Origin of the sequence: Mesorhizobium jarvisii, from assembly GCF_003601985.1 — a bacterium.
In the GTDB taxonomy this organism is placed as follows: domain Bacteria; phylum Pseudomonadota; class Alphaproteobacteria; order Rhizobiales; family Rhizobiaceae; genus Mesorhizobium; species Mesorhizobium jarvisii.
In genome coordinates this window covers 150,630-174,293 of sequence record NZ_QZXA01000001.1, presented here as the reverse complement: position 1 = coordinate 174,293, position 23,664 = coordinate 150,630, and the positions used below count along the sequence as shown (strand labels likewise).

Here is a 23,664-nt window from a genome sequence, read left to right as displayed (position 1 = left end):
AATGCGAATTGTGTTCACTTCAAGGTGATGATCGCGGACGATCTGGTTGGCATCAATCGCTAACGCGGCGTCGGGGTGCTTCGGCGAGCACCCCCGCATCCATTTCTCCCAGCATCTGCCGCCGCCGCATGTTGTAGAAATCCTGCACCTTGGCGGGGTCGCGAGCAAAGCCTTCGGGCGTCGCAACGTCCTCAAGGTTGAATTTGGCCCAGACACCATCGGGATCGCGAAAGGTCGCGACGCCCGATTCCGCCGAAATGCCGGCGCCCGTCAGGATGACGATCTTGGATCTGGACATTGTCAGGCCGCCCCAACTCGGAAACATCACTTTGGCGGGCGATGTTACCGGAACGGCCCGAGCCTCAAACCCTGGTGCCGCCCACCGTCATCTGGTTCATCCTGAGATGCGGCTGGCCGACGCCGACCGGCACGCCCTGTCCGGCCTTGCCGCACATGCCGATGCCATTGTCGAGCTTCATGTCGTTGCCGACCATCGAGACGCGGTGCATGGCGTCGGGCCCGTTGCCGATCAGCATGGCGCCCTTGATCGGCTGCGTCACCTTGCCGTTCTCGATCATGTAGGCCTCGGTGCAGCCGAACACGAATTTGCCTGAGGTGATGTCGACCTGGCCGCCGCCGAAGGAGACGGCGTAGATGCCGTTCTTGACCGAGGCGATGATCTCGTCCGGTTCCATGTCGCCTGACGTCATGTAGGTGTTGGTCATGCGCGGCATCGGTTGGTGCGCGTAGCCTTCGCGCCTTCCGTTGCCGGTGGCTTTCATGCCCATCAGTCGTGCGTTCTGCCGGTCCTGCATGTAGCCGACCAGTTTGCCGTCCTGGATCAGCACGTTGCGGGCCGAGGGCGTGCCTTCATCGTCGACGGTGAGCGAGCCGCGCCGCTCCGGGATGGTGCCGTCGTCGACGACGGTGACGCCCTTGGCGGCGACCTGCTGGCCCAGCAGGCCGGCGAAGGCCGAGGTCTTCTTGCGGTTGAAATCGCCTTCCAGCCCGTGCCCGACGGCCTCGTGCAGCATGACGCCCGGCCAGCCGCTGGACAGCACGATGTCGAATGTGCCGGCCGGAGCTGGGATGGCCTCGAGATTGACCAGCGCCTGCCTCAGCGCTTCCTTGGCGGCATGCTTCCAGCTGTCCTCGATCAGGAAGTCGCCAAATGCCTTGCGTCCGCCCATGCCGTAGGAGCCGCTTTCCTGGCGGTCACCGTCGCCGACGACGACCGAGACGTTGATGCGGACCAGCGGCCTGATATCGCGCACCATCTGGCCGTCGGCGCGCACGATCTCGACATGCTGCCAGGACGCGGCGAGCGAGGCCGTCACCTGGCGCACGCGTGGATCCTCGGCGCGCAGCCAGGCGTCGATTTCCTGCAGCAGCTTTGCCTTGGCCTCGAAGGAGGGCGAGGGGATCGGGTTCTCGTCGCCGTAGAGATGGCGGTTGGTGCGGGCGGGCGCGGCGGCAAGCGTTCCGGAATAGCCGCCCTTGACGGTCGAGACCGCAGCGGCCGCGCGCAGCAGCGAGGCTTCGGAGAGGTCGCTCGAATGGGCGTAGCCGCTGGCTTCACCCGCGACGGCACGCAGGCCAAAGCCCTGGTCGGTGTTGAAATTGGCGGTCTTCAGCCGGCCATTGTCGAACATCAGCGCCTCGCTCTCGCTGTATTCGAGAAACAGTTCGCCGTCGTCGGCGCCGTTGATGGTGTCGGCGACGATCTGCTTGATGCGATCGTCGGAAATATCGAATTGGCCGATCAGGCTGTTCATGGCGCGTCCGTCCGTGGGAAGATTGCTTTCCCCCGATGTAGGCGCGAAGCCGCGCTCGCACAATCGGCAATGACGATCGGCGTCGGCGAATGACGACGGCCAGCCGATGCGGCATTCAGATGCGGCATTCAGGAGAGCTGCGTCAGAACCTGGTTCTGCGCCAAGCTCGGGATCAGGGAAGGGCGGCGAAGCCGTCGGCAAAACCCTTGAGGTCGACAGGGATGCCGATGCCTTCTTCCGGCGTCTGGAAGACGATGAACGTCGCCGACGTGCCGGTCTTCAGCGTGTCGAGCAGCGGCTTTTCGAGGATGACCTCGGCATAGCAGCCGTCCTGGAAGCAGCGCACGAAATAGGCGCGGCCAATGTCCTTTCCGTCGACATTGAGGCCGAGCCCGTTCGGCAAAAGCACGCCGAGCGGCGCCAGCACCCGCAGGATCTCGGCCTTGTTGTCGGCGGTGCGCAGCACGACCACCGACAGCCCCATCTCCGGACGGTCCTCGGCGACGACATTCTGCATCATCACGCATTGTTCGGAGGTGGCGCCCGCCGGCGTGTCGCAGATGATCGACCAGGCGCCATGCGTCGAGCGCACCGTGCCGCTCGGCTGGGCGGCATTGGCCTGACCGGCCACGAACAGACCGGCTGCGGACAAAGCGGCAAGAAACATGGCCTTGACCAAGGTGCTCGAAAGCTCCGGTCTCGTATGCCCCAGTCTCGAAAGCCAAGAGTTCATGACGGCTCCATTGCGAATCACGGCACTTTAAGCCGCGCCAATGCCAAGTAAAGGACGAGACCGCTGCCGAACTGTCCCGAAACAGGCAATACAGCGCTTTTCTCTGTCAAATTCGCCTGAATTACGACGCATCGCGCACCTCGCCAACATGAGGCGAGCAGCCTGCCGGACATACGCGATTCGCCGCCATCGCCGCTGCCCCGGAAGAGCCGTCTCACCTTGCGCGCAAAAATGCCGCACAGTTTCCTCCGCTCCTTTCTTGCGGAGGGAAAAAGAGTATGGTTTGAACCAGTTTGAGACTGTCGGGATTCCCGTCCCGGCATTGTTCGTTATTCTCGTTGGCACCGCCGCGAGGAACTGGGAGACGAAGAGGGCGATGAGAAATTTCCTAGCAGACGCCAAGTTTCTAGCCAGTGCTGGGGCTGCCACCGCGCTTTTCGCGGTCACGTCCGCCCATGCAGACCAGCCCGTGGCGTGGGAGACGACCTTCCAGGCGCCGGCGACCGACATGATGCGGCAGATCGAATGGTTCGGGAACTACACGATGTGGTTCATCGTCCCGATCACCATTCTGGTGCTGCTTCTCCTCGCCTACTGCATCGTCAGGTTCCGCGCGAGCGCAAACCCGGTTCCCTCCAAGACCAGCCACAACACGCTGATCGAGGTGATCTGGACCGTCGGCCCGGTCGTGATCCTGCTCTGTCTCGCCATCCCCTCGTTCCAGCTCCTGACCGCGCAGTACACTCCGCCGGAAGAAGCCAAGCTGACCGTCAAGGCGACCGGCAACCAGTGGAACTGGGACTATGAATACCAGACCGACAACACGCTCTCCTTCAATTCGGCCATCCTCCAGGATGGCGACCGCGCCAAGGCCGGCAAGGAGGATCGCAAGGTCTATCCGCGCCTGCTCGCCGTCGACAATGAGCTGGTGGTGCCGGTCAACACGATGACGCGCGTGCTCGTCACCGCGACCGACGTGATCCACTCCTTCGCCATGCCGTCCTTCGGCATCAAGATCGACGCCATTCCGGGGCGCACCAACGAGACCTGGTTCAAGGCGGAGAAGGAAGGCCTCTATTACGGTCAGTGCTCGCAGCTTTGCGGCAAGGACCACGCCTTCATGCCGATCGCCATTCGTGTCGTCTCCGACGCGCAGTTCAAGACCTGGCTGGCTGCGGCCAAGACCGATCTGCCCGGCGCCAACAAGACGCTGATGGCCGAGGTCGATGGCCAGAACAAGGTAGCGGCCGCCGGCAATTGATGCCGCGGGTTAGCAAGATTTAGGGAACGGAGCGGAACATGGCAGACGCTGCAGCTCACGACAGCCACGACCACAAGCCTTATCATGGCTGGGTGCGCTGGGTCTATTCGACCAACCACAAGGACATCGGCACGCTCTACCTGATCTTCGCGATCATGGCTGGCATCATCGGCGGCGCGCTGTCGGTCGCCATCCGCATGGAGCTGCAGGAGCCTGGCATCCAGATCTTCAGCGGTCTGGCGCAGATGGTCTACGGCATGAACGGTGACGCAGCGGTCGACGGCGGCAAGAGCATGTACAATGCCTTCGCCACCGCGCATGCGCTGATCATGATCTTCTTCATGGTCATGCCGGCGCTGATCGGCGGCTTCGCCAACTGGATGGTGCCGATCATGATCGGTGCGCCCGACATGGCGTTCCCGCGCATGAACAACATCTCCTTCTGGCTGCTGCCGCCGGCCTTCATCCTGCTGCTCACCTCGATGTTCGTGCCGAGCGCGCCGGGCGCCTACGGCGTCGGCGGCGGCTGGACGCTCTATCCGCCGCTGTCGACCTCGGGTCAGCCGGGCCCGGCCATGGATCTGGCGATCCTGTCGATCCACATCGCCGGTGCCTCGTCGATCCTCGGCGCCATCAACTTCATCACCACCATCTTCAACATGCGCGCTCCGGGCATGACGCTGCACAAGATGCCGCTGTTCGCCTGGTCGGTGCTGGTCACTGCCTTCCTGCTGCTGCTGTCCCTGCCGGTCCTGGCCGGTGGCATCACCATGCTGCTCACCGACCGCAATTTCGGCACCACCTTCTTTGCCCCCGATGGCGGCGGCGATCCGCTGCTGTTCCAGCACCTGTTCTGGTTCTTCGGCCATCCGGAAGTGTACATCCTGATCCTGCCGGGCTTCGGCATCATCAGCCATATCGTCTCGACCTTCTCGAAGAAGCCGGTGTTCGGTTATCTCGGCATGGCATACGCCATGGTCGCGATCGGCGCCGTCGGCTTCATCGTCTGGGCGCACCACATGTATACGACCGGCCTGTCGCTCGACACGCAGCGCTACTTCGTTTTTGCCACCATGGTCATCGCGGTGCCGACGGGCGTGAAGATCTTCTCTTGGATCGCGACGATGTGGGGCGGGTCGATCTCGTTCAAGACGCCGATGCTGTGGGCGTTGGGCTTCATCTTTCTGTTCACCATCGGCGGCGTCACCGGCGTCCAGCTGGCCAATGCCGGCCTCGACCGCTCGCTGCACGACACCTATTTCGTCATCGCCCACTTCCACTACGTGCTGTCGCTGGGCGCGGTGTTCGCCATCTTCGCCGGCTGGTACTACTGGTTCCCCAAGATGACCGGCTACATGTATTCGCCCGTGATCGCCAACACCCACTTCTGGGTCACCTTCGTCGGCGTCAACCTGATCTTCTTCCCGCAGCACTTCCTTGGCCTGGCCGGCATGCCGCGCCGCACCATCGACTATCCGGACGCGTTTGCCGGCTGGAACTACGTGTCGTCGATCGGCTCTTATATCTCGGCCGTCGGCGTGGTGATCTTCCTCTACGGCGTGTTCGAAGCCTTCCAGAAGAAGCGGATCGCCGGCGCCAACCCATGGGGCGAGGGTGCCACCACGCTCGAATGGCAGCTGCCTTCGCCGCCGCCGTTCCACCAGTGGGAGCAGCTGCCGAAGATCAAGTAAGGCGGCTCCCGCCCGAATACAAAACCGCCGGCCCGCCGGCGGTTTTGGCCAACGGAATGATGGACTGAGTACGCATGGCCCTAGTCGACGAAACCAGCATTGACGAAGCGGGCTTCCGCATGTCGGAAGCGACGGCGGGCGATTTCTTCGCCCTGCTGAAGCCGCGCGTCATGTCGCTGGTAGTGTTCACGGCGTTTGTCGGGCTTGTCGCCGCCCCGGTGACCATCAACCCGCTGCTGGCTGTGATCGCCATCCTGTCCATCGCCATTGGCGCCGGCGCCTCGGGCGCGCTCAACATGTGGTACGACGCCGACATCGACGCGGTGATGACCAGGACCGCAAGCCGTCCGGTGCCGTCCGGCCGCATCCAGCCGCACGAGGCGCTCAGCTTCGGCCTGGTGCTGTCGGTGCTGTCGGTGATGACGCTCGGCGTGCTGGTCAACTGGCTGTCGGCGACGCTGCTGGCCTTCACCATCTTCTTCTATGCCGTCGTCTACACGATGTGGCTGAAGCGCTGGACGCCGCAGAACATCGTCATCGGCGGCGCGGCCGGCGCCATTCCGCCGGTGATCGGCTGGGCCGCGGTGACCGGATCGGTCAGCCTCGAAAGCATCGTCCTGTTCCTGATCATCTTCCTGTGGACGCCGCCGCATTTCTGGGCGCTCGCGCTGTTCAAGTCGGGGGACTATGAGCGTGCCGGCATCCCGATGATGCCCAATGTCGCCGGCCACGCGTCGACCCGCCGTCAGATTTTCGCTTATGCACTGGTGCTGGCCCCGGTCGGCGTGGCGCCGTGGCTGCTCGGCTACACGACGCCTTTCTATGGCGTGGCCGCCATGCTGCTTGGGGTTGGCTTTGTCTGGTATGCGTGGAAAGTGCTCGGTATGGCCGACGACGACCGCGCCATGAAGCCGGCCAAGGCGCTGTTCGCCTATTCGTTGCTTTATCTCTTCGCCATCTTCGCTGCCTACCTGGCCGACAGCGTTGTCGAACGCGCGCTTGCCATGGGTGGGGCATGATCATGGTCGAGGAAAAGCTTGAGAGGGTCACCTTGACCGAGCGTCAGAGGAAGGCCCAGCGCAGCCGGTCCATCGCGATCGGCGTGGCGCTGGCGGTGCTTGTCGTCATTTTCTACATCGCCACGATCATCAAGTTCGGCCACAATCTGGGCACGATGTGATGAGCGTCGAGACGTCCAAAAAACCGACCGGCAAGAACAGCAACCGCATCGTCGCTGCGGTGTGCCTTGCCTTCTTCACAGGCATGATCGGCATGGCCTATGCCGCCGTGCCTCTCTACAAAATGTTCTGCCAGGCGACCGGCTATGGCGGCACGACGCAACGTGTCGAGAAGCAGTATGCCGGCCGTGTGCTCGACCGTGAGATCACAGTGCGTTTCGACGCCAATGTTGCCGGTGTGCCGTGGGAATTCCAGCCGGTCCAGCGCTCGATGACCATGAAGATAGGCGAGACCGTGCAGGCGCATTATCAGGCGACCAACAAGTTCGATCGCCCCGTCACCGGCCGCGCCACCTTCAACGTGCAGCCGGAATTGGCGGGCCCGTATTTCAACAAGGTCGAGTGTTTCTGCTTTACCGATACGTCGCTGAAGCCTGGCGAGACGCTGGACATGCCGGTCCTGTTCTACGTGGACCCCGATATCGTGAATGTGCCGGAACTGAAGGACGTGAAGACGATCACGCTGTCCTACACGATGTTCCCGGCCGAGAAGAACAAGCCGGTTGCCTCTTCGGAGCCGGTACAAGGCACCAGCAAGACAGTTTCAGATACCGAAGCAAATCTCGGGGGTTGATATGGCAGACGCGCACGCAAAACCACAGCATGACTATCATCTGGTCAATCCGAGCCCATGGCCTTTCCTGGGATCGGTAGGCGCACTCGTCACCGCCTTTGGCGGCGTCTGCCTCATGGAGTATTTGAAGGGCGGCTCCTTCCCGATCTTCGGCCACAACATCGCCAATCCGTGGCTGTTCTTCATCGGCCTGGTGATCGTCCTCTACACCATGTTCGCCTGGTGGTCGGACACGATCAAGGAAGCGCATGAGGGCCATCACACGCGTGTCGTGTCGCTGCATCTGCGCTACGGCATGATCATGTTCATCGCGTCTGAGGTGATGTTCTTCGTCGCCTGGTTCTGGGCCTATTTCGACGCCAGCCTTTTTGCCGGTGAGGTGCAGAACTATGCGCGCCACACATTTACCGGTGGTGTCTGGCCGCCGAAGGGCATGGAGGTTCTCGACCCCTTCCACCTGCCGCTCTACAACACCATCATCCTGCTGCTGTCGGGCACCACGGTCACCTGGGCGCACCATTCGCTTATCCATGGCGATCGCAAGGGCCTGATCAACGGCCTGGTGCTGACCGTCGGCCTCGGCATGCTGTTCACCATGGTGCAGGCCTACGAGTACATACACGCTCCGTTTGGCTTCAAGGATTCCATCTACGGCGCCACCTTCTTCATGGCGACCGGCTTCCACGGGTTCCATGTCATCATCGGCACCATCTTCCTGCTGGTCTGCCTGATCCGCGCGATGAAGGGTGATTTCACCCCCAAGCAGCATTTCGGCTTCGAGGCGGCCGCCTGGTACTGGCACTTCGTCGATGTGGTCTGGCTGTTCCTGTTCTCGGCGATCTATGTCTGGGGATCGGCTGGTGCGGTGATCGAAGGCCACTGATCCGGCCTTTGGGATTTTGATTTCAAGAAGGCGGCCGCGGCGACGTGGCCGCCTTCTTCTTTTCGGCGCAATGATCGCCGATCGGTTGCCCATGCGGCAGACAATTCCCTGGGCGATTTGCGCGTTCATCCTCCTGGCATTTCCGGCCTTTGCGGCGGAGCAGGTCGATCTGGTGCGTGTCCACAAGGCGGAGCGGCTACTGGAACTGATCGGCGACGGCAAGGTCGTGCGCCGCTACGGCATTGCGCTTGGCGGGGATCCCGTCGGCCATAAGCACCAGGAGGGCGACCAGCGCACGCCCGAGGGGCGCTATATGCTCGATTGGCGCAACCCCAACAGCATCGCGCACAGATCGATCCACATCTCCTATCCCAGTGCCGACGATCTGGTGGCGGCAAAGGCGCGCAATGTCGACGTCGGTGGCATGATCATGATCCACGGCCAGCCCAATGGTTTCGGCTGGTGGGGCTGGCTGCTTCAATTGGTCGACTGGACTGATGGCTGCATTGCCGTTACGGACTCCGACATGGACGAAATCTGGGCAATGGTGGCCGATGGGACACCGATAGAGATCGAGCAGTAGCGATGAGTGAAGACAAGGCGATCTGGCCTCCGATCGATCCGATTTCGGCCGGCCTGCACGGCCGCTGCCCGCGCTGCGGCGAAGGGCGGCTGTTTTCCGGCTTCCTCACCGTCGGCAAACGCTGCATCAATTGCGGCCTCGATTATTCCTTCGCCGATGCGGGCGATGGACCGGCGGTCTTCGTCATCCTGATCATCGGCTTCATCATCGTCGGCCTGGCGCTCTGGGTCGAGGTGACGCTGAGCCCGCCGCTGTGGCTGCATCTGCTGGTCTGGATCCCGCTGGCCCTGGTGCTGTGCCTGACGGCGCTGCGGCTGATCAAGGGCGTGCTGCTCACTCTCCAATATGCCAACAAGGCGGCCGAAGGCCGGCTGGACCGCGGCGAATGAGCGAGGCAGCCATCAAAGGTGCCGGCCGTTCGCGGCCACGATCGGCATTGCTGCTCGGCCTTGGCCTGGTGCTGCTTTTGATCCTGCTGGCGCTCGGCACCTGGCAGGTCCAGCGCCTGCACTGGAAGGAAGGTCTCCTGCAGACCATCGACCAGCGCACGCATTCTGCGCCGCTGCCGCTAGCCGAAGTCGAGAAGGAATTCGCCTCCACCGGCGACGTCGACTACACGCCGGTCACGGTCTCCGGCACGTTCCTGCATTCGGGCGAACGGCATTTCTACGCGACCTGGGAAGGTGATGCCGGCTTCAACGTCTACACGCCGCTTGCCCTCGATGATGGCCGCTTCGTGCTGATCAATCGTGGTTTCATACCCTATGATCTGAAAGACCCGGCCAAGCGCGCCAAGGGGCAGATCCCAGGCAAGGTGACCATCACCGGGCTTGCCCGCAATCCGTTGCCGGCAAAGCCGTCGATGATGCTTCCCGACAATGACGTGGCAAAGAACATCTTCTACTGGAAGGACCGCGACGCCATGGCGGCGAGCGCCGGCCTGCCGGCCGGGTTCACGCTGGTGCCGATCTTCATCGATGCCGACAAGACGCCGAATCCCGGCGGTCTGCCGATCGGCGGCGTCACCATCATCGACCTGCCGAACAGCCATCTGCAGTATGCGATGACCTGGTATGGGCTTGCCGCGGCACTGGCCGCAGTGCTCATCCTGCGGCTTCGCCGTCCCGCGAAAGAAGAATGACCGCGCGCGACGCCCCCTTTCTACCGACGCCCTTGACAGGGCAGGGCTAGGCACCTCATTTCGGCGCTGACGAACCGGCCAGGATCTAATGCATCAGACAACCAACAAGCCTCCGCTGACGATCCGGCTCTGCCAGCCGCGCGGTTTCTGCGCCGGCGTCGACCGTGCCATCCAGATCGTCGTGCTGGCGCTGAAGAAATACGGCGCGCCGGTCTATGTCCGCCACGAGATCGTGCACAACCGTTACGTTGTCGAAGGGCTGCAAAGCCTCGGCGCCGTCTTCATTGAGGAACTTTCCGAGATCCCGGCCGAACACCGGCAGTCGCCGGTCGTCTTCTCGGCGCACGGCGTGCCGAAATCGGTGCCGGCGGACGCGCAGGCGCGCAACCTGTTCTATCTCGACGCTACCTGCCCGCTGGTCTCCAAGGTCCACAAACAGGCGATGCGCCATCAGCGGCTTGGCCGCCATGTGCTGTTGATCGGCCACGCCGGGCACCCCGAGGTGATCGGCACCATGGGCCAATTGCCGGACGGCGCTGTCACGCTGGTCGAGACCGAGGCCGATGCCGCCAGGCTCGTGCCCGCCGATCCGAAGGCGCTTGGCTTCGTCACCCAGACCACACTATCGGTCGAGGACACCGCCGGCATTATCCGTGCGCTGCGGGAGCGCTTTCCCGATCTGTATGCGCCGGCGGCGGAATCAATCTGCTACGCAACCACCAACCGCCAGGAAGCGGTCAAGGACACCGCCCCTGGCGCAGATCTCTACCTGATCGTCGGCGCTCCCAATTCCTCCAATTCGCGGCGCCTTGTCGAAGTGGCCGAGCGTGCCGGCGCCACAATGTCGCTTCTCGTGCAGCGCGCAGCCGAGATTCCGTGGAATGACATCGGCAACATTTCGACGCTCGGCCTGTCGGCAGGGGCATCGGCGCCGGAGATCATCGTCGACGAAATCATCGACGCGTTCCGCCAGCGCTTCGATGTCACCATCGACCTCGCCATCACGGCCACCGAAACAGAGGATTTTCCGGTCATGCGGGTACTGCGCGATGTCGAACTGACGCCGGCCGATATGGCCTTCGTCAATGGGGCCGCGTAAGGCGGATGGCGGTCTATACCGACGTTGCGGAGGGCGAACTCGGCGCTTTCCTGAAGCACTATCCGGTTGGCGATCTCCTGTCCTACAAGGGCATCGCCGAGGGCACGGAAAACTCCAACTTCCTGCTGCACACCTCCAGCGGCTCCTACATACTGACGCTCTACGAGAAGCGCGTCGACAAGGCGGATTTGCCGTTTTTCCTCGGGCTGATGGGCCATCTCGCCAACAAGGGCGTGTCCTGCCCGCTGCCGGTGACCGCGCATGATGGCAGCGTCATCGGCACGCTGGCCGGCCGGCCGGCCGTCATCATCACCTTTCTCGAAGGGCTTTCGCTGCGGCGCCCGACGGCGACGCACTGCGCCGAGGTCGGCAAAGCGCTGGCCGCCTTGCACCTGGCCGGTGCCGATTTTCCGATGACCCGCCCGAATGCGCTCGCCATCGACGGTTGGCGCAAGCTTTGGAACGCAGCCCGCGACCGGGCGGACGAGGTCGAGCCAGGCCTGGCGGCGGAGGTCGACGCCGACTTCGCCGATTTCGCGCGCAACTGGCCTAAGGGCCTTCCGGCGGGCATCATCCATGCCGATCTGTTTCCGGACAACGTCTTCTTCCTGGGCGAAAAGCTGTCCGGCCTGATCGATTTCTATTTCGCCTGTGATGACCTCTATGCCTACGACGTCGCCACCTGCCTCAACGCCTGGTGTTTCGAGAAGGATTTCTCCTTCAACCTCACCAAGGGCAAGGCACTGCTCGCCGGCTATCAGAGCGTGCGCCCGCTGAGCGAAGAGGAAAAGGCGGCACTGCCCATGCTGGCTCGCGGTTCGGCGCTGCGTTTCATGCTGACCCGGCTCTACGACTGGCTGACCGTTCCCGATGGCGGCCTGGTCATGAAACGCGACCCGACCGAATATATCAGGCGGATGCGGTTCCATCGGGCGATCAAATCTGCTTCGGAATATGGATTGGCCTGATATGGGGTATCATGAGCAAACAGGTTGAAATCTTCACCGACGGCGCCTGTTCGGGCAATCCCGGCCCTGGCGGCTGGGGTGCCATCCTGCGCTTCAACGGCACCACCAAGGAGCTTTCCGGTGGCGAGGCCGAAACGACCAACAACCGCATGGAGTTGCTGGCGGCCATATCGGCGCTGAATGCGCTGAAGGAGCCCTGCACGGTCGAGCTTCACACCGACAGCAAATATGTCATGGACGGCATTTCCAAATGGATCCATGGCTGGAAGAAGAACGGCTGGAAGACCGCCGACAAGAAGCCGGTCAAGAACGGCGAGCTGTGGCAGGAGCTGGATGAAGCCAACCGACGCCACAAGGTCACCTGGAACTGGGTGAAGGGCCATGCCGGCCACACCGAGAACGAGCGCGCCGACGAGCTCGCGCGGGAAGGCATGGCGCCGTTCAAGAAGGGCTCTTTCAAGCCGGCGGTATCAGCGCCGAAGCCGGATGCCCAGCCCAAGCAGCCGGTGGCCACGAAAGCGCGTCGTTCGACCCAAAGCTATTGAGTTCCGACGGCCGGTCCACTTTCAGGCAGGAACCTCGATCGTGCCGATCCTCTACTATGTCACGCATCCCCAGGTTCAGATCGATGCCGCCATTCCCGTGCCGGAATGGGGGCTGTCCGGCGTCGGGCGGGCGAGAGCTGTTGCCATGCTCGATCAGCCATGGGTCGGTGCAATCCGGCGCATCGTGTCGTCGGGCGAACGCAAGGCAATAGAAACGGCCGAAATCCTGGCAAGTCATCTCCGCCTTGCGGTCGAGGTCAGGGAGCGGATGCATGAGAATGACCGGTCCGCGACCGGCTTCCTGCCGCCGCCGGAGTTCGAAGCAGTCGCCGACCAGTTCTTCGCCAACCCGCACGAAAGCATTCGCGGGTGGGAGCGGGCCATCGATGCTCAGCACCGTATCGTGAGCGAGGTCGCAGTCGTACTCGACGGCAACGACGCTGATGACATTGCTTTTGTGGGCCATGGAGGCGTTGGAACGCTCCTGTTGCTGTCGCTTAACGGGCGGGAGATCAGCCGCGAGGCGGACCAACCGGCCGGCGGCGGCAACTATTTTACCTACGATATCGGCGCCCGCCGCGTCATCCATGGGTGGCGGCCGATCGACAGGCTACCTTGACCAAGTACGCATAGGGCTAGGACAGTCTCTTTCAGGCACCGTCGCGGTTGCTCAAGGACATGGATAGGAGTAAAATTTCCTACCATAGAGCAATGCCATAAGGACTCAGCATGGCAAACGTGGAAAAAATGAGCGTGGCTGTGACGCCGCAACAGGCCGCTGCCATGCGAGAGGCCGTGGAAGCCGGCGAGTATGCCACCGCTAGCGAGATTGTGCGTGAAGCGGTGCGGGATTGGCAGGCCAAGCGCGAATTGCGGCATGACGATATTCGCCGGCTGAGGCAACGGTGGGATGAAGGCAAGGCAAGCGGCCCACCGGAGCCTGTGGATTTCGACGCGTTGCGGAAGGAAGCCCGGCGAAAGCTGACGGAAGCCTCGTCGAATGGCCGTTAGGCTGGTTTGGTCACCCGCAGCCAGGACGGACCTCATCGACATCTACGTGACGATAGGCAGCGAAAACATACGGGCGGCCGATCGCTACTATGATCGGTTGGAAGCGCGGGCCATGCAACTGGCAGACCAGCCGCGCATGGGTGTTAGGCGACCTGACATCAGGCCTTCCGCACGAATGCTGGTGGAGGCGCCGTTTGTACTGCTCTACGAAACGATTCCCACACCGACGACGGCCCTGTCGAGTGGGTTGTCCGTGTGGTGGACGGGCGGCGGGATCTGAACCGTCTGTTGTAGCTGTCTAGCTAGCGTATCAGCAGCGCCGTGCCCCAAAGCCCGAGCGCGAAGACCGTGTGCGCCACCAGGTTCAGCGCCCGGATCCGCATCGGATTGGGCCGCCTCGAGGCTGCCCATCCGGCACCCATGCCGGGCGCCAACAGGAACCAGCCGGCGCCGACGGTGACGATGCCGAGGATGAAGGCCGGCAGGAAGGTCGGCGCGGCAAGCCAGCCGGTCCCTGCCAGCACGACCAGGATGATGCCGTAGACGATGCCGACGAAATAGTGAAACGCCCAGCCCAGCGCCACTTCGTGCGCGTAGGGTGCCGCGTCGCCGATATCATCGTGAAAGACCTTGTCGGTGAGATGCCAGACCCAGCGACCGACCGGTCCCCAGTTCGGCCGTGGCTGGCCAAATGCCTTATGGAGCAGGATGGCCCAGAGATCCATCAGCACCGTGGCGCCGATGCCGATCACGACAGCGCGCCAGAAGACGTCGAACATCGTTGGGATCCCCCCGAAAGCCGGCAGTTCTGGGGTGCAAGCGGTCGTCGGGCGAGGTCAGCCCTGCGGCTTCGCCCGACGCGACCGTTGACGCCTAGAGCTGCCCGAGAATATGAGCCGCGCCGGACTCGTCGACACCCGGCTTGGTCTCGACATTGATCGCGGTGACCTTACCGTCGTCGACGATCATCGAAAACCGCTTCGAGCGCAGGCCCATGCCGGCGGCGGAAAGGTCGTTGTCGAGGCCGACCGCCTTGGCGAAATCGCCGCTGCCGTCGGCGAGGAACAGGATCTTGCCCTCACCGCCGGTGAAGCGTGCCCAGGCGCCCATGACATGGACGTCGTTGACCGAAACGACGGCGATGGTGTCGACGCCACGTGCCAGGATTGCATCATGGTTCTCGAGATAGCCGGGCAGGTGGTTGTTGCTGCAGGTCGGTGTGAAGGCGCCGGGAACACCGAACAGGACCACTTTCTTGCCCGGGAAAATCTCGGCTGAGGTGATCGTCTTGGCGCCGTCGTCGGTCATCGTCTTGAAGGTTACCTCGGGCAGCTTGTCGCCGACGGAAATGGTCATGAGTTCCTCGCTTGGGGAATGGGAAGGAAGGATGCATGCTTGCGTAGCGAACTCGGCGGCATCCTGCAACCGTTCGGGCAAGCTGGATCAAGGGAAAGGCAGCAGCCCTTCGACGGCGCCCGCCGAGCTCGTCAGCGTGTAGTGAAGTCCGCCATCCGTTGGCGTTGCCGAGGGGCGGTCGAGGATCGGCACGGTGAAGATCAGCTTGCCGTCCTTTTCGCTGCGGGAAGGGGCGCCGAACATGTAATCCCGCTCGCCGGCGACGAAGAAATCCGCCGCGTCGGGGTCACCGGGAAAATTCGCCTCGACAACCAGCGTCTCGTGATCGCCCGGCAGGACATTGATGCCGAAATCCGATCTCGCGGGCGCCGGCAATGCCGCGAAACTTGCCTTCACCAGGGCTGCATCGTCTGCATTGTCGGGGTCGGAACCAGGGTCGACCGTCAGCCGCGTCTGCACCGGTATGCAGATCGTTTCGCAAATGCCGAGGAAGACGTCGGCGTCGATGACGGCCGAATCCTTCGCTGCCGACAATTTGAACACCACCGGCAGCGAAACCGGATAGTTGTAGCCTGCCCATTTGCCATAACCGTCGTCGTGGCGTTGGGGTGCCGGAAACGAGAGGGTGGCATCGGCAATATTGGTGCTGGCCGAAACATCGAGCTGCGGCGGCACACCGGCGTCGCCCGGATCACGCCAATAGGTCTTCCAGCCCGGCTTGAGCGCGATGTCGAGAACGCCCTGGATGCGGCCGGCCTCGTCGGCTTTGCCTGATGTCACCAGCCGCACCTTGCCGCCTTCGCTGTTGTACCAGGCGGACGAGGAGGCCGAGGCGGGGAGAACGCTCGCCGATCCGATGGCGGCGCCGAGCAGCAGGATTTTCAAGCTTTGCATGGCGGTGATTTGATCGTCCGTTCGTGGCGGTGCAATGATTTCATGGCCCTGCCGGCATCATATTTGCGTGACCCCTGGTGGCAAGCCATGGCGGCCTGGCGCCATGGGCTTTGGTCGAATCCGGCGCGGCGCATCTTTTCGGCGCCGGGGAAACACGGTACCCTCCCTGTCATGGATTTGTTGCGCCACAAAAAGACGGCTGCTGGACGCGGCTTTCTCGACGATCAGTTCCTGATTGCCATGCCCGGCATGAAGGACGACCGTTTCACGCGTTCGGTCATCTACATCTGCGCCCACAGCGATGAAGGCGCGATGGGCCTGATCATCAACCAGACACAGCAGATGCTGTTTCCGGATCTGTTGGTGCAGCTCGGCATCATGAACGAGCAGGAAGCGATCCGCCTGCCGGCGCAGGCGCGCGATTTCGTCGTGCGCAATGGCGGGCCTGTCGATCGCAGCCGAGGCTTCGTCCTGCATTCGGGCGACTACCGCGTGGAATCGTCGCTGACCGTTTCCGACGATATCTGCCTGACCGCGACGGTCGATATATTGCGCGCTATATCGTCGGGCCGCGGCCCGCGTCACGCGCTGATGGCGCTCGGCTATTCCGGATGGGGCGCCGGCCAACTGGAAACCGAGATCGCCGAGAATGGCTGGCTGACCTGTCCGGCCAGTCCCGAACTTCTCTTCGACGCGGACATCGAGCGCAAATACGATCGCATCCTCGCCTCGATCGGTATCGATCTGGCGCATCTCAGCCTGGCTGCCGGACACGCCTGACCTGTCACGCTAACGCAGCCTCTAAGCCTGCGTCAGCGGATACTGCTCCTTCAACGTCTTCAGCACCTGGTCGCCCGGCATCGGCGCGCCGAACATGAAGCTCTGCACATATTCGCAACCCATCTGGCGCAATTCCAGCGCATCGCGTTCGTCCGAGATGCCCTCGGCGACCACCGACAGGCCGAGTTCATGCGCCATGTTGACCATGGATTTGAGCAGCACAGCGCGCTTCGGCGTGCTGTCATCGACGAAACTCTTGTCGATCTTGATCGTGTCGAACGGGAAACGCGTCAAATAGGCGAGCGATGAATAGCCGGTGCCGAAATCGTCCAGCGACAGGCCAATGCCGAGCTGTTTCAGCTTGGTCAGCACATGGGCGGTCTGCTCGGGATTGTCCATCACCAGGGACTCGGTGAGCTCGAGCCGGAAGCAGCGCGGCTTCAGATTGGCCCGCGCGATGACCGAGCGGACATCGCTGACCAGGTCGCGGCGGATCAGCTGGCGGCTGGACAAATTGACCGAGACCGACAGCGGCGCGTCGCCGATCTGCTTTTGCCATCCGGCCAGGTCCTCGGCGGCCTGCTGCATGGCGAACAGCCCAAGCTGCACGATCAGCCCACAGCTTTCGGCGACCGGAATGAAATCCGCCGGCGGGATCATGCCGCGGCGCGGATGGTCCCAGCGCAGCAAGGCCTCGAAGCCGGCGACGCTGCCGTCCTCCAGCCGCACGATCGGCTGGTAGGCCAGCGTGAATTCGCGGCGCTCGATGGCGCGCCGCAGGTCGGATTCGAACTGCAGCCGGTCGGTGCCGACGGTGCGGAAAGCCGGGCGGAACGGCTCGATCCTGTCGCCGCCGAAACGCTTGGCCTGGTGCATGGCAAGCTCGGCGTCCTTGACCATGTCCTCGGCCGAAGTCTGCGCCGAGGTCCAGGTGATCAGGCCGATCGAGGCGGTCAGCACGATCTCGCGCTTGGCGAAGGTGATCGGGTTGTTGATCGCATGCTTGATGGCGTCCGCCACGCCGGCGATGCGGGCAGGGTCCTGTTCGGACAAAAGCATCAGCGCGAACTGGTCGCCGGCAAAGCGCGACAGCGAATCCTTCGGTTTCAACAGCCGGTGCAGGCGGCGCGCAATGGTGAGCAGGATGGTGTCGCCGGCCGAAATGCCGAGCCCGTCATTGACCTGCTTGAAGCGGTCGATGTCGATGACGAAGACGGTCGGACGCACCTTCTCTTCGGTGCGGGCGATCGAGATGATCGCTTCCAGCCGGTTCATGAACAATTCGCGGTTCGGCAGGCCGGTCAGATTGTCGTGCACGGCATCGTGCAGCAGCCGCTCCTCGGACTTCTTCTGCTCGGTGACGTCGACCATGGTGCCGACGCAGCGGATGACCTCGCCGTCCGATCCGATGACCGGCCGCGCCCGCAAGGCGAACCAGTGGTAGTGCCCGTCAGCGCCACGCAGGCGGAAATTCTGCGCCACCCGGCCGCGCCGGTGCTCCAGCACCACGTCGAGCGTCGTGCGGAACGTGTCGCGGTCGTCGGCATGCAGCACCGGCAGCCAGTTGCGCGCAGCACCCCCAAGGCTGTTGGGCGCCAGGCCGAGCTGGATGCTGACATCGGGCTTGGTGACGACGCGGTCGCGCAGCACGTCCCAGTCCCACACCGTGTCGCCCGACCCGGCAACCGCCAGCGCCTGGCGTTCGAGGTCGGAGAACAGCCCCTGATGCAGCGCGCCGCCGGCAAAGGCATGCTGCATGACGGTGAAGCCGATGAGCAGAATGATCAGGATCAGCCCGCCGCCGAGCGCCGGCTGGGCGATGTCATTGTCGAGCATGCCGGTGATCGCCATCCACGACCCGCATAGCCACAGCAGCACCATGACCCAACTGGGCACCAGCATGATGGCGCGGTCATAGCCACGAATCCCGAGGAAGATGATCAGGCCGAGCCCGGTCAATGCGGTGGCGGCAAAGGAGATGCGGGCGATGCCTGCGGCGACCGCAGGATCGACGATGGCCACGCCTGCAATCAGCACCAGCCCGAGGATCCAGACCAGCGCGCCATAGCTGAAGTGACCGTGCCAGCGGTTGAGGTTGAGATAGGCGAACAGGAAGACCACGAAGGTCGCCGCCAGCGCCACCTCCGTTCCCGCTCGCCACATCTGCTCGTTGCCGGGCGAGATTTCGATGACCTTGTTGAGGAAACCGAAATCGACGCAGATATAGGCAAGCACCGCCCAGGCAAGGGCCGCGGTTGCCGGGAACATCGAGGTTCCCTTGACCACGAAAAGGATGGTCAGGAACAGCGCCAGAAGGCCCGCAATGCCGATGACGATGCCGCGAAACAGCGTGTAGGAGTTGACCGAGTCCTTGTAGGCTTCCGGCTCCCACAGATAGACCTGCGGCAGCTTGGGCGAGGCGAGTTCGGCGATGAAGGTGATCACCGTCCCCGGGTTCAGCGTCACCCGGAACACATCGGCGTCGGGGCTGGTCTGGCGGTCGAGCGCGAAGCCCTCGCTGGGCGTGATCGCCGCAATGCGGGTGGCGCCGAGATCGGGCCAGAAGATGCCGGAATTGACCAGCCGGAAATGCGGCGCCACGATCAACCTGTCGAGCTGCTGGTCGGTGGTGTTGGCCAGCGCAAACACCGCCCAGTCGCCGGTCGAACGCGCGTCATTGGCCTCGACCTCGATGCGCCGCACGATGCCGTCCGGCCCGGGCGCGGTCGAAACCTGGAAATTCTCACCCTGGTTGCGGTAGATCTCGAAGGCGCGCGACAGGTCGAGCGCGACGTCGTCGCGGGCAATCTTGATCGGTTCGACGGCAAAGGCCGACGAAGCCGCGCACAGCGTCAGGATTGCCGCGAGGACAAAGGCGAACAGCGGCCCGTTTCGCAGGAAATTCGTCAAAAATCAGTCCTTCGTTCCTGCGTCCAGCGGATCGTCCGCGATCCGGGCGTAGAGGTAATGGTCCTGCCAGATGCCGTTGATCCTGAGATAGGATCTTAACAGTCCTTCGCGCCGGAATCCGGCTTTTTCAAGCACGCGGATCGATCGGATGTTGTCGGGAATACAGGCGGCTTCGATCCGGTGCAACCTCAGCGTGTCGAAGGCGAACCGGGCCACGACCTTGACCGCGTCGGTCATCAGGCCGCGGCCGCCGAAGCGCTCGCCGATCCAGTAGCCGACATGGCCGCTTTGCGAGACACCGTGGCGTATGTTGCCGAGCGTGATGCCGCCGGCCAGCTTGCCGCTCGACTTCTCGAAGATGAAGAAGGCGATCGCGGTTCCCTGCGCATAATCTTCGCGGTAGCGGCTGATGCGCAGGCGCCATGCCGTGCGGTCGAGTTCATCGGGGGTCCAGCGCGGCTCCCACGGCTCCAGGAAGGCGCGGCTTTCGCCGCGCAGCGTCGACCATTCCCGATAGTCATTGGTGTATGGCACGCGCAACGTGACGAGATTGCCCTTCAGCGCCGGCAGGTCACGGCGAAAGAAAGGGAGCGCGAACACGGCGCTTGGGGGACTTAGACGGCGAGCCTGCGGGCCGTGATCTGCGTGCCCGGAAGCGAATCGAGGATCGCCTCATATGGTGCCAGCGTACCCACGGGCCCGACAGCGGTGAGCGTCGGCTTGGTTGAGAACATCCGCGACGACAGGTCTGTCAGCCGCTCCACCGTCAGCGCCGACAGGCGCTCCATCAATTCCTCCTTGGCGATCGGCCTGCCGAACAAAAGCAGTTGCCTTGCGATCTGCGAGGCGCGGCTGGCCGGGCTTTCGGCGGACATGATCAGTCCGGCGCGATACTGCGCGCGCGCGCGGTCGAGTTCTTCCTGCAGGATGTTCTCGCCGGCCTTCTGCAGCTCGTCGATGATGACAGGCACGAGTTCGGCGATGTCGCTCTGGCCCGTCGCGGCGTGGACGCCGAAAATGCCGGTGTCGGAAAAGCCCCAGTGGAAGGCATAGACCGAATAACACAGGCCGCGTTTCTCGCGGACTTCCTGGAACAGGCGCGACGACATGCCGCCGCCGAGAATCATCGACAGCACCTGCGAGGCATAGAAATCGCGCACGTGATAGGCGCGGCCTTCGAAGCCCAGCACGATCTGCGCGTCCATCAGGTCGCGGTCCTCGCGGAAATCGCCGCCGACATATTGCGCATATTGCGGGATGGTGCTGTCGGCCTTGCTGCGGAAGCCGCCGAGCTGCTTCTCCACCTCGCGCACGAAATTGTCGTGCTTGATGTCGCCGGCAGCCACGATCACCATCCGTTCGGCGCCATATTGGCGTTCGATGAAATCGTGCAGCTGCTTGGAGGTGAAGGATTTGACGGTTTCCGGCGTGCCCAGGATCGAGCGGCCGATGGTCTGGTGGCGAAAGGCCGTCTCGGTGAAACGGTCGAAGACGATATCGTCTGGCGTATCGTGGGCGGCGCCGATCTCCTGCAGGATGACGTGCTGCTCGCGCTCGAGCTCCTGCGGGTCGAATTCGGACTCCTGCAGGATGTCGGCGAGGATGTCGACGGCCAGCGGCACGTCGTCGCTGAGCACCCTGGCGTAGTAGGATGTGGTCTCGACACTGGTGGCGGCATTGATCTCGCCGCCGACATCCTCGATTTCCGAGGCGATTTCGAAGGCCGTCCGTCGCTTCGTGCCCTTGAACGCCATGTGCTCGAGCAGATGGGCCATGCCATGCTCTTCGTCACGTTCATTGCGGGCACCGGACTTGACCCAGGCACCCAAGGCAACCGATTCGATACTTGGAAGGGTTTCGGTGGCGACTGTCAGGCCGTTCGACAGACGGCTTACCTCAACACCCATATGGTTCGTACTCCCTAACGCGCCGCCCGCGCGCGGCGGCTGACGTAATCTTCCACCATTTTCAGGTCGGATGGAAGTACCGTGTATTTTTCCTCAAATGTCATCAATCCCCCTAGCCATGCGGGCAGGGCCGGCGAGACGCCGCTGGCGGCCTCGACGGCGGCCGGGAATTTTGCCGGGTGCGCCGTGCCCAGCACCACCATCGGCACGGCGCTTGCCGCCTTGCCCGCCGCGACATGCACGGCTGCCGCCGTGTGCGGGTCGAGCAGGTAATTGCTGGCCGCGAGTGTCGAACGGATGGTGGCGGCGACCTCGTCCATGGTGGCGCGGCCGGCGTCGAACTCCGACCGCATCCCATTGATTTCACGGGCTTCAATGGTGAAGGCGCCGGACTGCTTCAGGCCGTCCATGTAGCGTCGCACGGTCGCCGCGTCGCGGTTGGAGGCTTCGAACAGCAGGCGTTCGAAATTCGACGAAACCTGGATGTCCATCGAAGGCGAAGTGGTCGCAAAGACACCCTTGGTGCGGTACTCGCCGGTGGCGAAAGTGCGCGCCAATATGTCGTTGTCGTTGGTGGCGATGACCAGCCGTTCGATCGGCAGGCCCATCTTCTTGGCGGCATAGCCGGCGAAGATATCGCCGAAATTGCCGGTCGGGACGGTGAACGACACCGGTCTGTCCGGCGCGCCGAGCGACAGGGCCGAGGAGAAATAGTAGACGATCTGGGCCATGATGCGCGCCCAGTTGATCGAATTGACCCCCGACAGCGCCACCCGGTCGCGGAAGGCGTGGTCGTTGAACATGTCCTTGAGCAGCCCCTGGCAGTCGTCGAAATTGCCTTCGATCGCTAGCGCATGGACGTTTTCGGCCTTCGACGTCGTCATCTGCCGCTGCTGCACCGGCGAAACGCGGCCATGCGGGAACAGGATGAAGATGTCGGTGCGGCTGCGCCCGGCAAAGGCGTCGATCGCCGCGCCGCCGGTGTCGCCTGACGTGGCGCCGACGATGGTGGCATGCTGGTCGCGTTCGGCAAGCACATGGTCCATCAGCCGGGCGAGCACCTGCATCGCCACATCCTTGAATGCCAGCGTCGGCCCATGGAAGAGTTCGAGGACAAACGTGTTGGGGCCGGTCTGGACAAGCGGGCAGACCGCCTCGTGACGGAACGTGGCATAGGCTTCGCGCACCAGGCGCTCGAAGACCGGCGCCGGAATTTCGCCGCCAAGGAACGGCGACAGCACGCGGATCGCGAGATCGGGATAGGCAAGGCCACGCATGGCACGGATATCGGAAGCTGAAAACTGCGGCCACTCGCGCGGCACGTAAAGCCCGCCATCGCGTGCCAGCCCCGCCAGCACGGCATCGGAAAATCCAAGCGCGGGTGCTTCCCCGCGCGTACTCACATATTGCATATCTCAGTCCCGTTGCCGCTTGGCTTTTCCGTTCACCACAAGGTGGTTAATTTCTGTGCCGGCTCCAGTCGCATTTTTGCCGCGCCGTTGATATACGTCACCAGCTTTACGAGAGGGAAGTGCAGTTTCATGGCGTTTCGTACATCAAGTGGCCGCTTTTTGGCGGGTCTTGCGCTCACCGGCTTTATGCTCGCCGCCGCCGGCTGCCAATCGGGCGACAATGGCATCCTTAACCTCGGTTTCGGCAAGAAGGACCCGACGGCGCCTCCGCCTGCGCAGGATCCCAAGATTCTGGCCAGCCAGCTGAACGCCTATTGCCCGCGGGTGACGGTGCGCGACGGCACGGCCTTTTTCAACACCTATGCCAACGAGGTCAAGAAGGCCAAGCCGAAGCTCAAGAAGACCGGCGACGCCGCCGCGGATGCCGCGGCGCAGGCCGCGGCTGACGCCGCCGCTGCCACACCGCCTGATGATTCCGCGAGGATCATTTACCAGGCGTCGATTTCCGACGTGACCCGCGATTGCAGCCGTGCCGACGGACAGCTGACGATGAAGATAGCGGTTGCCGGCAAGATCGTGCCGGGAGCGAAGTTTACGCCCGGCACCATCACCATGCCGATCCGCACCGCGGTGATGCACGGCACCGACGTGCTCTATTCGCAGATTCACCAGTACCAGGTCCAGGTCACCGATCCGTCGGTCGCCACCCAGTTCGTCTTCACCGATTCCAATGTCGTCGTGCCGGCACCGACGGCGCAGGATTATCAGGTCTATGCCGGCTATGACGAAACTGCGCCGAAGGCGACGGACAAGCCGAAGAAGACCCACAGGAAGAGGGCCGCGGCGACAAACTAGTCGCGGTCTAGTCCTGATACTTTAAGGGCAACCTGCGTGGCGGCGCAC

General features: G+C 63.1%; 25 protein-coding genes and 2 pseudogenes. 17 read left to right on the top strand and 10 right to left on the bottom strand.

All coding sequences use genetic code 11. The annotated features are described in order from the left end of the window. Positions 1 to 112 precede the first annotated feature (112 nt). The 3 genes and pseudogenes from D3242_RS00800 to D3242_RS00790 form a co-directional block, all read right to left on the bottom strand. A pseudogene (locus tag D3242_RS00800) lies at positions 113 to 298 on the bottom strand (Sir2 family NAD-dependent protein deacetylase); the annotation flags it as partial. Between the two features lie 64 nt (positions 299 to 362). Continuing rightward, complete coding sequence (tldD, locus tag D3242_RS00795; RefSeq protein ID WP_019856987.1) at positions 363 to 1,775, bottom strand: metalloprotease TldD; 1,413 nt, start codon at positions 1,773 to 1,775, stop codon at positions 363 to 365. Positions 1,776 to 1,947: 172 nt separating this feature from the next. Continuing rightward, a complete protein-coding gene (locus D3242_RS00790) occupies positions 1,948 to 2,508 on the bottom strand; it encodes an invasion associated locus B family protein (protein ID WP_027046616.1) in 561 nt (186 codons plus the stop codon). A gap of 376 nt (positions 2,509 to 2,884) precedes the next feature. Here D3242_RS00790 and coxB point away from each other — a divergent pair, with 376 nt between their 5' ends. The 15 genes and pseudogenes from coxB (at position 2,885) to D3242_RS00715 (ending at position 13,796) form a co-directional block, all read left to right on the top strand. Continuing rightward, positions 2,885 to 3,769, top strand: coding sequence for a cytochrome c oxidase subunit II (gene coxB / locus D3242_RS00785; protein WP_027046617.1), 885 nt, complete (start codon positions 2,885 to 2,887; stop codon positions 3,767 to 3,769). 38 nt (positions 3,770 to 3,807) lie between these two features. Continuing rightward, on the top strand, positions 3,808 to 5,460 hold the full coding sequence (ctaD, locus tag D3242_RS00780; protein WP_019856990.1) for a cytochrome c oxidase subunit I: 1,653 nt from the start codon (positions 3,808 to 3,810) through the stop codon (positions 5,458 to 5,460). A 74-nt stretch (positions 5,461 to 5,534) separates the two neighbouring features. Continuing rightward, a complete protein-coding gene (locus D3242_RS00775) occupies positions 5,535 to 6,479 on the top strand; it encodes a heme o synthase (protein ID WP_019856991.1) in 945 nt (314 codons plus the stop codon). A 2-nt stretch (positions 6,480 to 6,481) separates the two neighbouring features. Next, positions 6,482 to 6,640, top strand: a complete 159-nt coding sequence (locus D3242_RS00770) for a hypothetical protein (protein WP_081296056.1) — start codon at positions 6,482 to 6,484, stop codon at positions 6,638 to 6,640. Next, complete coding sequence (locus D3242_RS00765; protein WP_064983024.1) at positions 6,640 to 7,272, top strand: cytochrome c oxidase assembly protein; 633 nt, start codon at positions 6,640 to 6,642, stop codon at positions 7,270 to 7,272. Before D3242_RS00770 ends, D3242_RS00765 begins: the two co-directional genes overlap by 1 nt. Before the next feature lies 1 nt (position 7,273). After that, positions 7,274 to 8,155, top strand: coding sequence for a cytochrome c oxidase subunit 3 (locus D3242_RS00760; RefSeq protein ID WP_019856993.1), 882 nt, complete (start codon positions 7,274 to 7,276; stop codon positions 8,153 to 8,155). 91 nt (positions 8,156 to 8,246) lie between these two features. Continuing rightward, entirely contained in the window at positions 8,247 to 8,738 is a 492-nt protein-coding gene (locus D3242_RS00755; RefSeq protein ID WP_064983563.1) for a L,D-transpeptidase family protein, read from the top strand. Between the two features lie 2 nt (positions 8,739 to 8,740). Then, positions 8,741 to 9,127 carry a DUF983 domain-containing protein gene (locus D3242_RS00750; protein ID WP_064983023.1) on the top strand — a complete coding sequence of 129 codons (387 nt, stop codon included), beginning with the start codon at positions 8,741 to 8,743 and terminating at the stop codon, positions 9,125 to 9,127. Continuing rightward, on the top strand, positions 9,124 to 9,879 hold the full coding sequence (locus tag D3242_RS00745) for an SURF1 family protein (protein ID WP_064983022.1): 756 nt from the start codon (positions 9,124 to 9,126) through the stop codon (positions 9,877 to 9,879). The genes D3242_RS00750 and D3242_RS00745 overlap by 4 nt, the downstream gene beginning before the upstream one ends. Before the next feature lie 88 nt (positions 9,880 to 9,967). Next, positions 9,968 to 10,978, top strand: coding sequence for a 4-hydroxy-3-methylbut-2-enyl diphosphate reductase (gene ispH / locus D3242_RS00740; RefSeq protein WP_038645424.1), 1,011 nt, complete (start codon positions 9,968 to 9,970; stop codon positions 10,976 to 10,978). A 5-nt stretch (positions 10,979 to 10,983) separates the two neighbouring features. Then, entirely contained in the window at positions 10,984 to 11,946 is a 963-nt protein-coding gene (locus D3242_RS00735; protein WP_064983021.1) for a homoserine kinase, read from the top strand. 11 nt (positions 11,947 to 11,957) lie between these two features. Continuing rightward, positions 11,958 to 12,491, top strand: coding sequence for a ribonuclease HI (gene rnhA, locus D3242_RS00730; protein ID WP_064983020.1), 534 nt, complete (start codon positions 11,958 to 11,960; stop codon positions 12,489 to 12,491). A 40-nt stretch (positions 12,492 to 12,531) separates the two neighbouring features. Further along, complete coding sequence (locus D3242_RS00725; RefSeq protein ID WP_064983019.1) at positions 12,532 to 13,110, top strand: histidine phosphatase family protein; 579 nt, start codon at positions 12,532 to 12,534, stop codon at positions 13,108 to 13,110. Between the two features lie 110 nt (positions 13,111 to 13,220). After that, entirely contained in the window at positions 13,221 to 13,502 is a 282-nt protein-coding gene (locus tag D3242_RS00720; protein ID WP_064983018.1) for a ribbon-helix-helix domain-containing protein, read from the top strand. Further along, positions 13,492 to 13,796 (top strand): annotated as a pseudogene (locus tag D3242_RS00715) (type II toxin-antitoxin system RelE/ParE family toxin). Before D3242_RS00720 ends, D3242_RS00715 begins: the two are co-directional and overlap by 11 nt. An 8-nt stretch (positions 13,797 to 13,804) precedes the next feature. Here D3242_RS00715 and D3242_RS00710 read toward each other — a convergent pair. The 3 genes from D3242_RS00710 to D3242_RS00700 form a co-directional block, all read right to left on the bottom strand. Continuing rightward, on the bottom strand, positions 13,805 to 14,281 hold the full coding sequence (locus tag D3242_RS00710; RefSeq protein WP_064983017.1) for a DUF2938 domain-containing protein: 477 nt from the start codon (positions 14,279 to 14,281) through the stop codon (positions 13,805 to 13,807). 94 nt (positions 14,282 to 14,375) lie between these two features. Then, positions 14,376 to 14,858 carry a peroxiredoxin gene (locus D3242_RS00705; protein WP_038645430.1) on the bottom strand — a complete coding sequence of 161 codons (483 nt, stop codon included), beginning with the start codon at positions 14,856 to 14,858 and terminating at the stop codon, positions 14,376 to 14,378. An 87-nt stretch (positions 14,859 to 14,945) separates the two neighbouring features. Beyond that, positions 14,946 to 15,752, bottom strand: a complete 807-nt coding sequence (locus D3242_RS00700) for a protein-disulfide reductase DsbD domain-containing protein (protein WP_019857003.1) — start codon at positions 15,750 to 15,752, stop codon at positions 14,946 to 14,948. Positions 15,753 to 15,923: 171 nt separating this feature from the next. Between D3242_RS00700 and D3242_RS00695 the strand changes: the two genes are divergently transcribed. Then, positions 15,924 to 16,532 carry a YqgE/AlgH family protein gene (locus D3242_RS00695; protein ID WP_027046619.1) on the top strand — a complete coding sequence of 203 codons (609 nt, stop codon included), beginning with the start codon at positions 15,924 to 15,926 and terminating at the stop codon, positions 16,530 to 16,532. A 21-nt stretch (positions 16,533 to 16,553) separates the two neighbouring features. Here the strand turns inward: D3242_RS00695 and D3242_RS00690 are convergent, their stop codons facing one another. The 4 genes from D3242_RS00690 to thrC are packed head-to-tail and all read right to left on the bottom strand — an operon-like array spanning position 16,554 to position 22,761. Next, positions 16,554 to 19,442 (bottom strand): EAL domain-containing protein, encoded by a 2,889-nt coding sequence (locus D3242_RS00690; protein WP_019857005.1) that lies wholly within the window; start codon positions 19,440 to 19,442, stop codon positions 16,554 to 16,556. A gap of 3 nt (positions 19,443 to 19,445) precedes the next feature. Continuing rightward, positions 19,446 to 20,042 (bottom strand): GNAT family N-acetyltransferase, encoded by a 597-nt coding sequence (locus tag D3242_RS00685; RefSeq protein WP_010914906.1) that lies wholly within the window; start codon positions 20,040 to 20,042, stop codon positions 19,446 to 19,448. A 14-nt stretch (positions 20,043 to 20,056) separates the two neighbouring features. Next, entirely contained in the window at positions 20,057 to 21,349 is a 1,293-nt protein-coding gene (locus D3242_RS00680) for a M16 family metallopeptidase (RefSeq protein ID WP_064983015.1), read from the bottom strand. Positions 21,350 to 21,363: 14 nt separating this feature from the next. After that, positions 21,364 to 22,761 (bottom strand): threonine synthase, encoded by a 1,398-nt coding sequence (thrC, locus tag D3242_RS00675; RefSeq protein WP_064983013.1) that lies wholly within the window; start codon positions 22,759 to 22,761, stop codon positions 21,364 to 21,366. A gap of 129 nt (positions 22,762 to 22,890) precedes the next feature. Between thrC and D3242_RS00670 the strand changes: the two genes are divergently transcribed. Then, the gene (locus D3242_RS00670; protein WP_064983011.1) at positions 22,891 to 23,616 is read left to right on the top strand and encodes a hypothetical protein; all 726 of its coding nucleotides are present in this window, start codon (positions 22,891 to 22,893) and stop codon (positions 23,614 to 23,616) included. Positions 23,617 to 23,664: the final 48 nt, after the last annotated feature.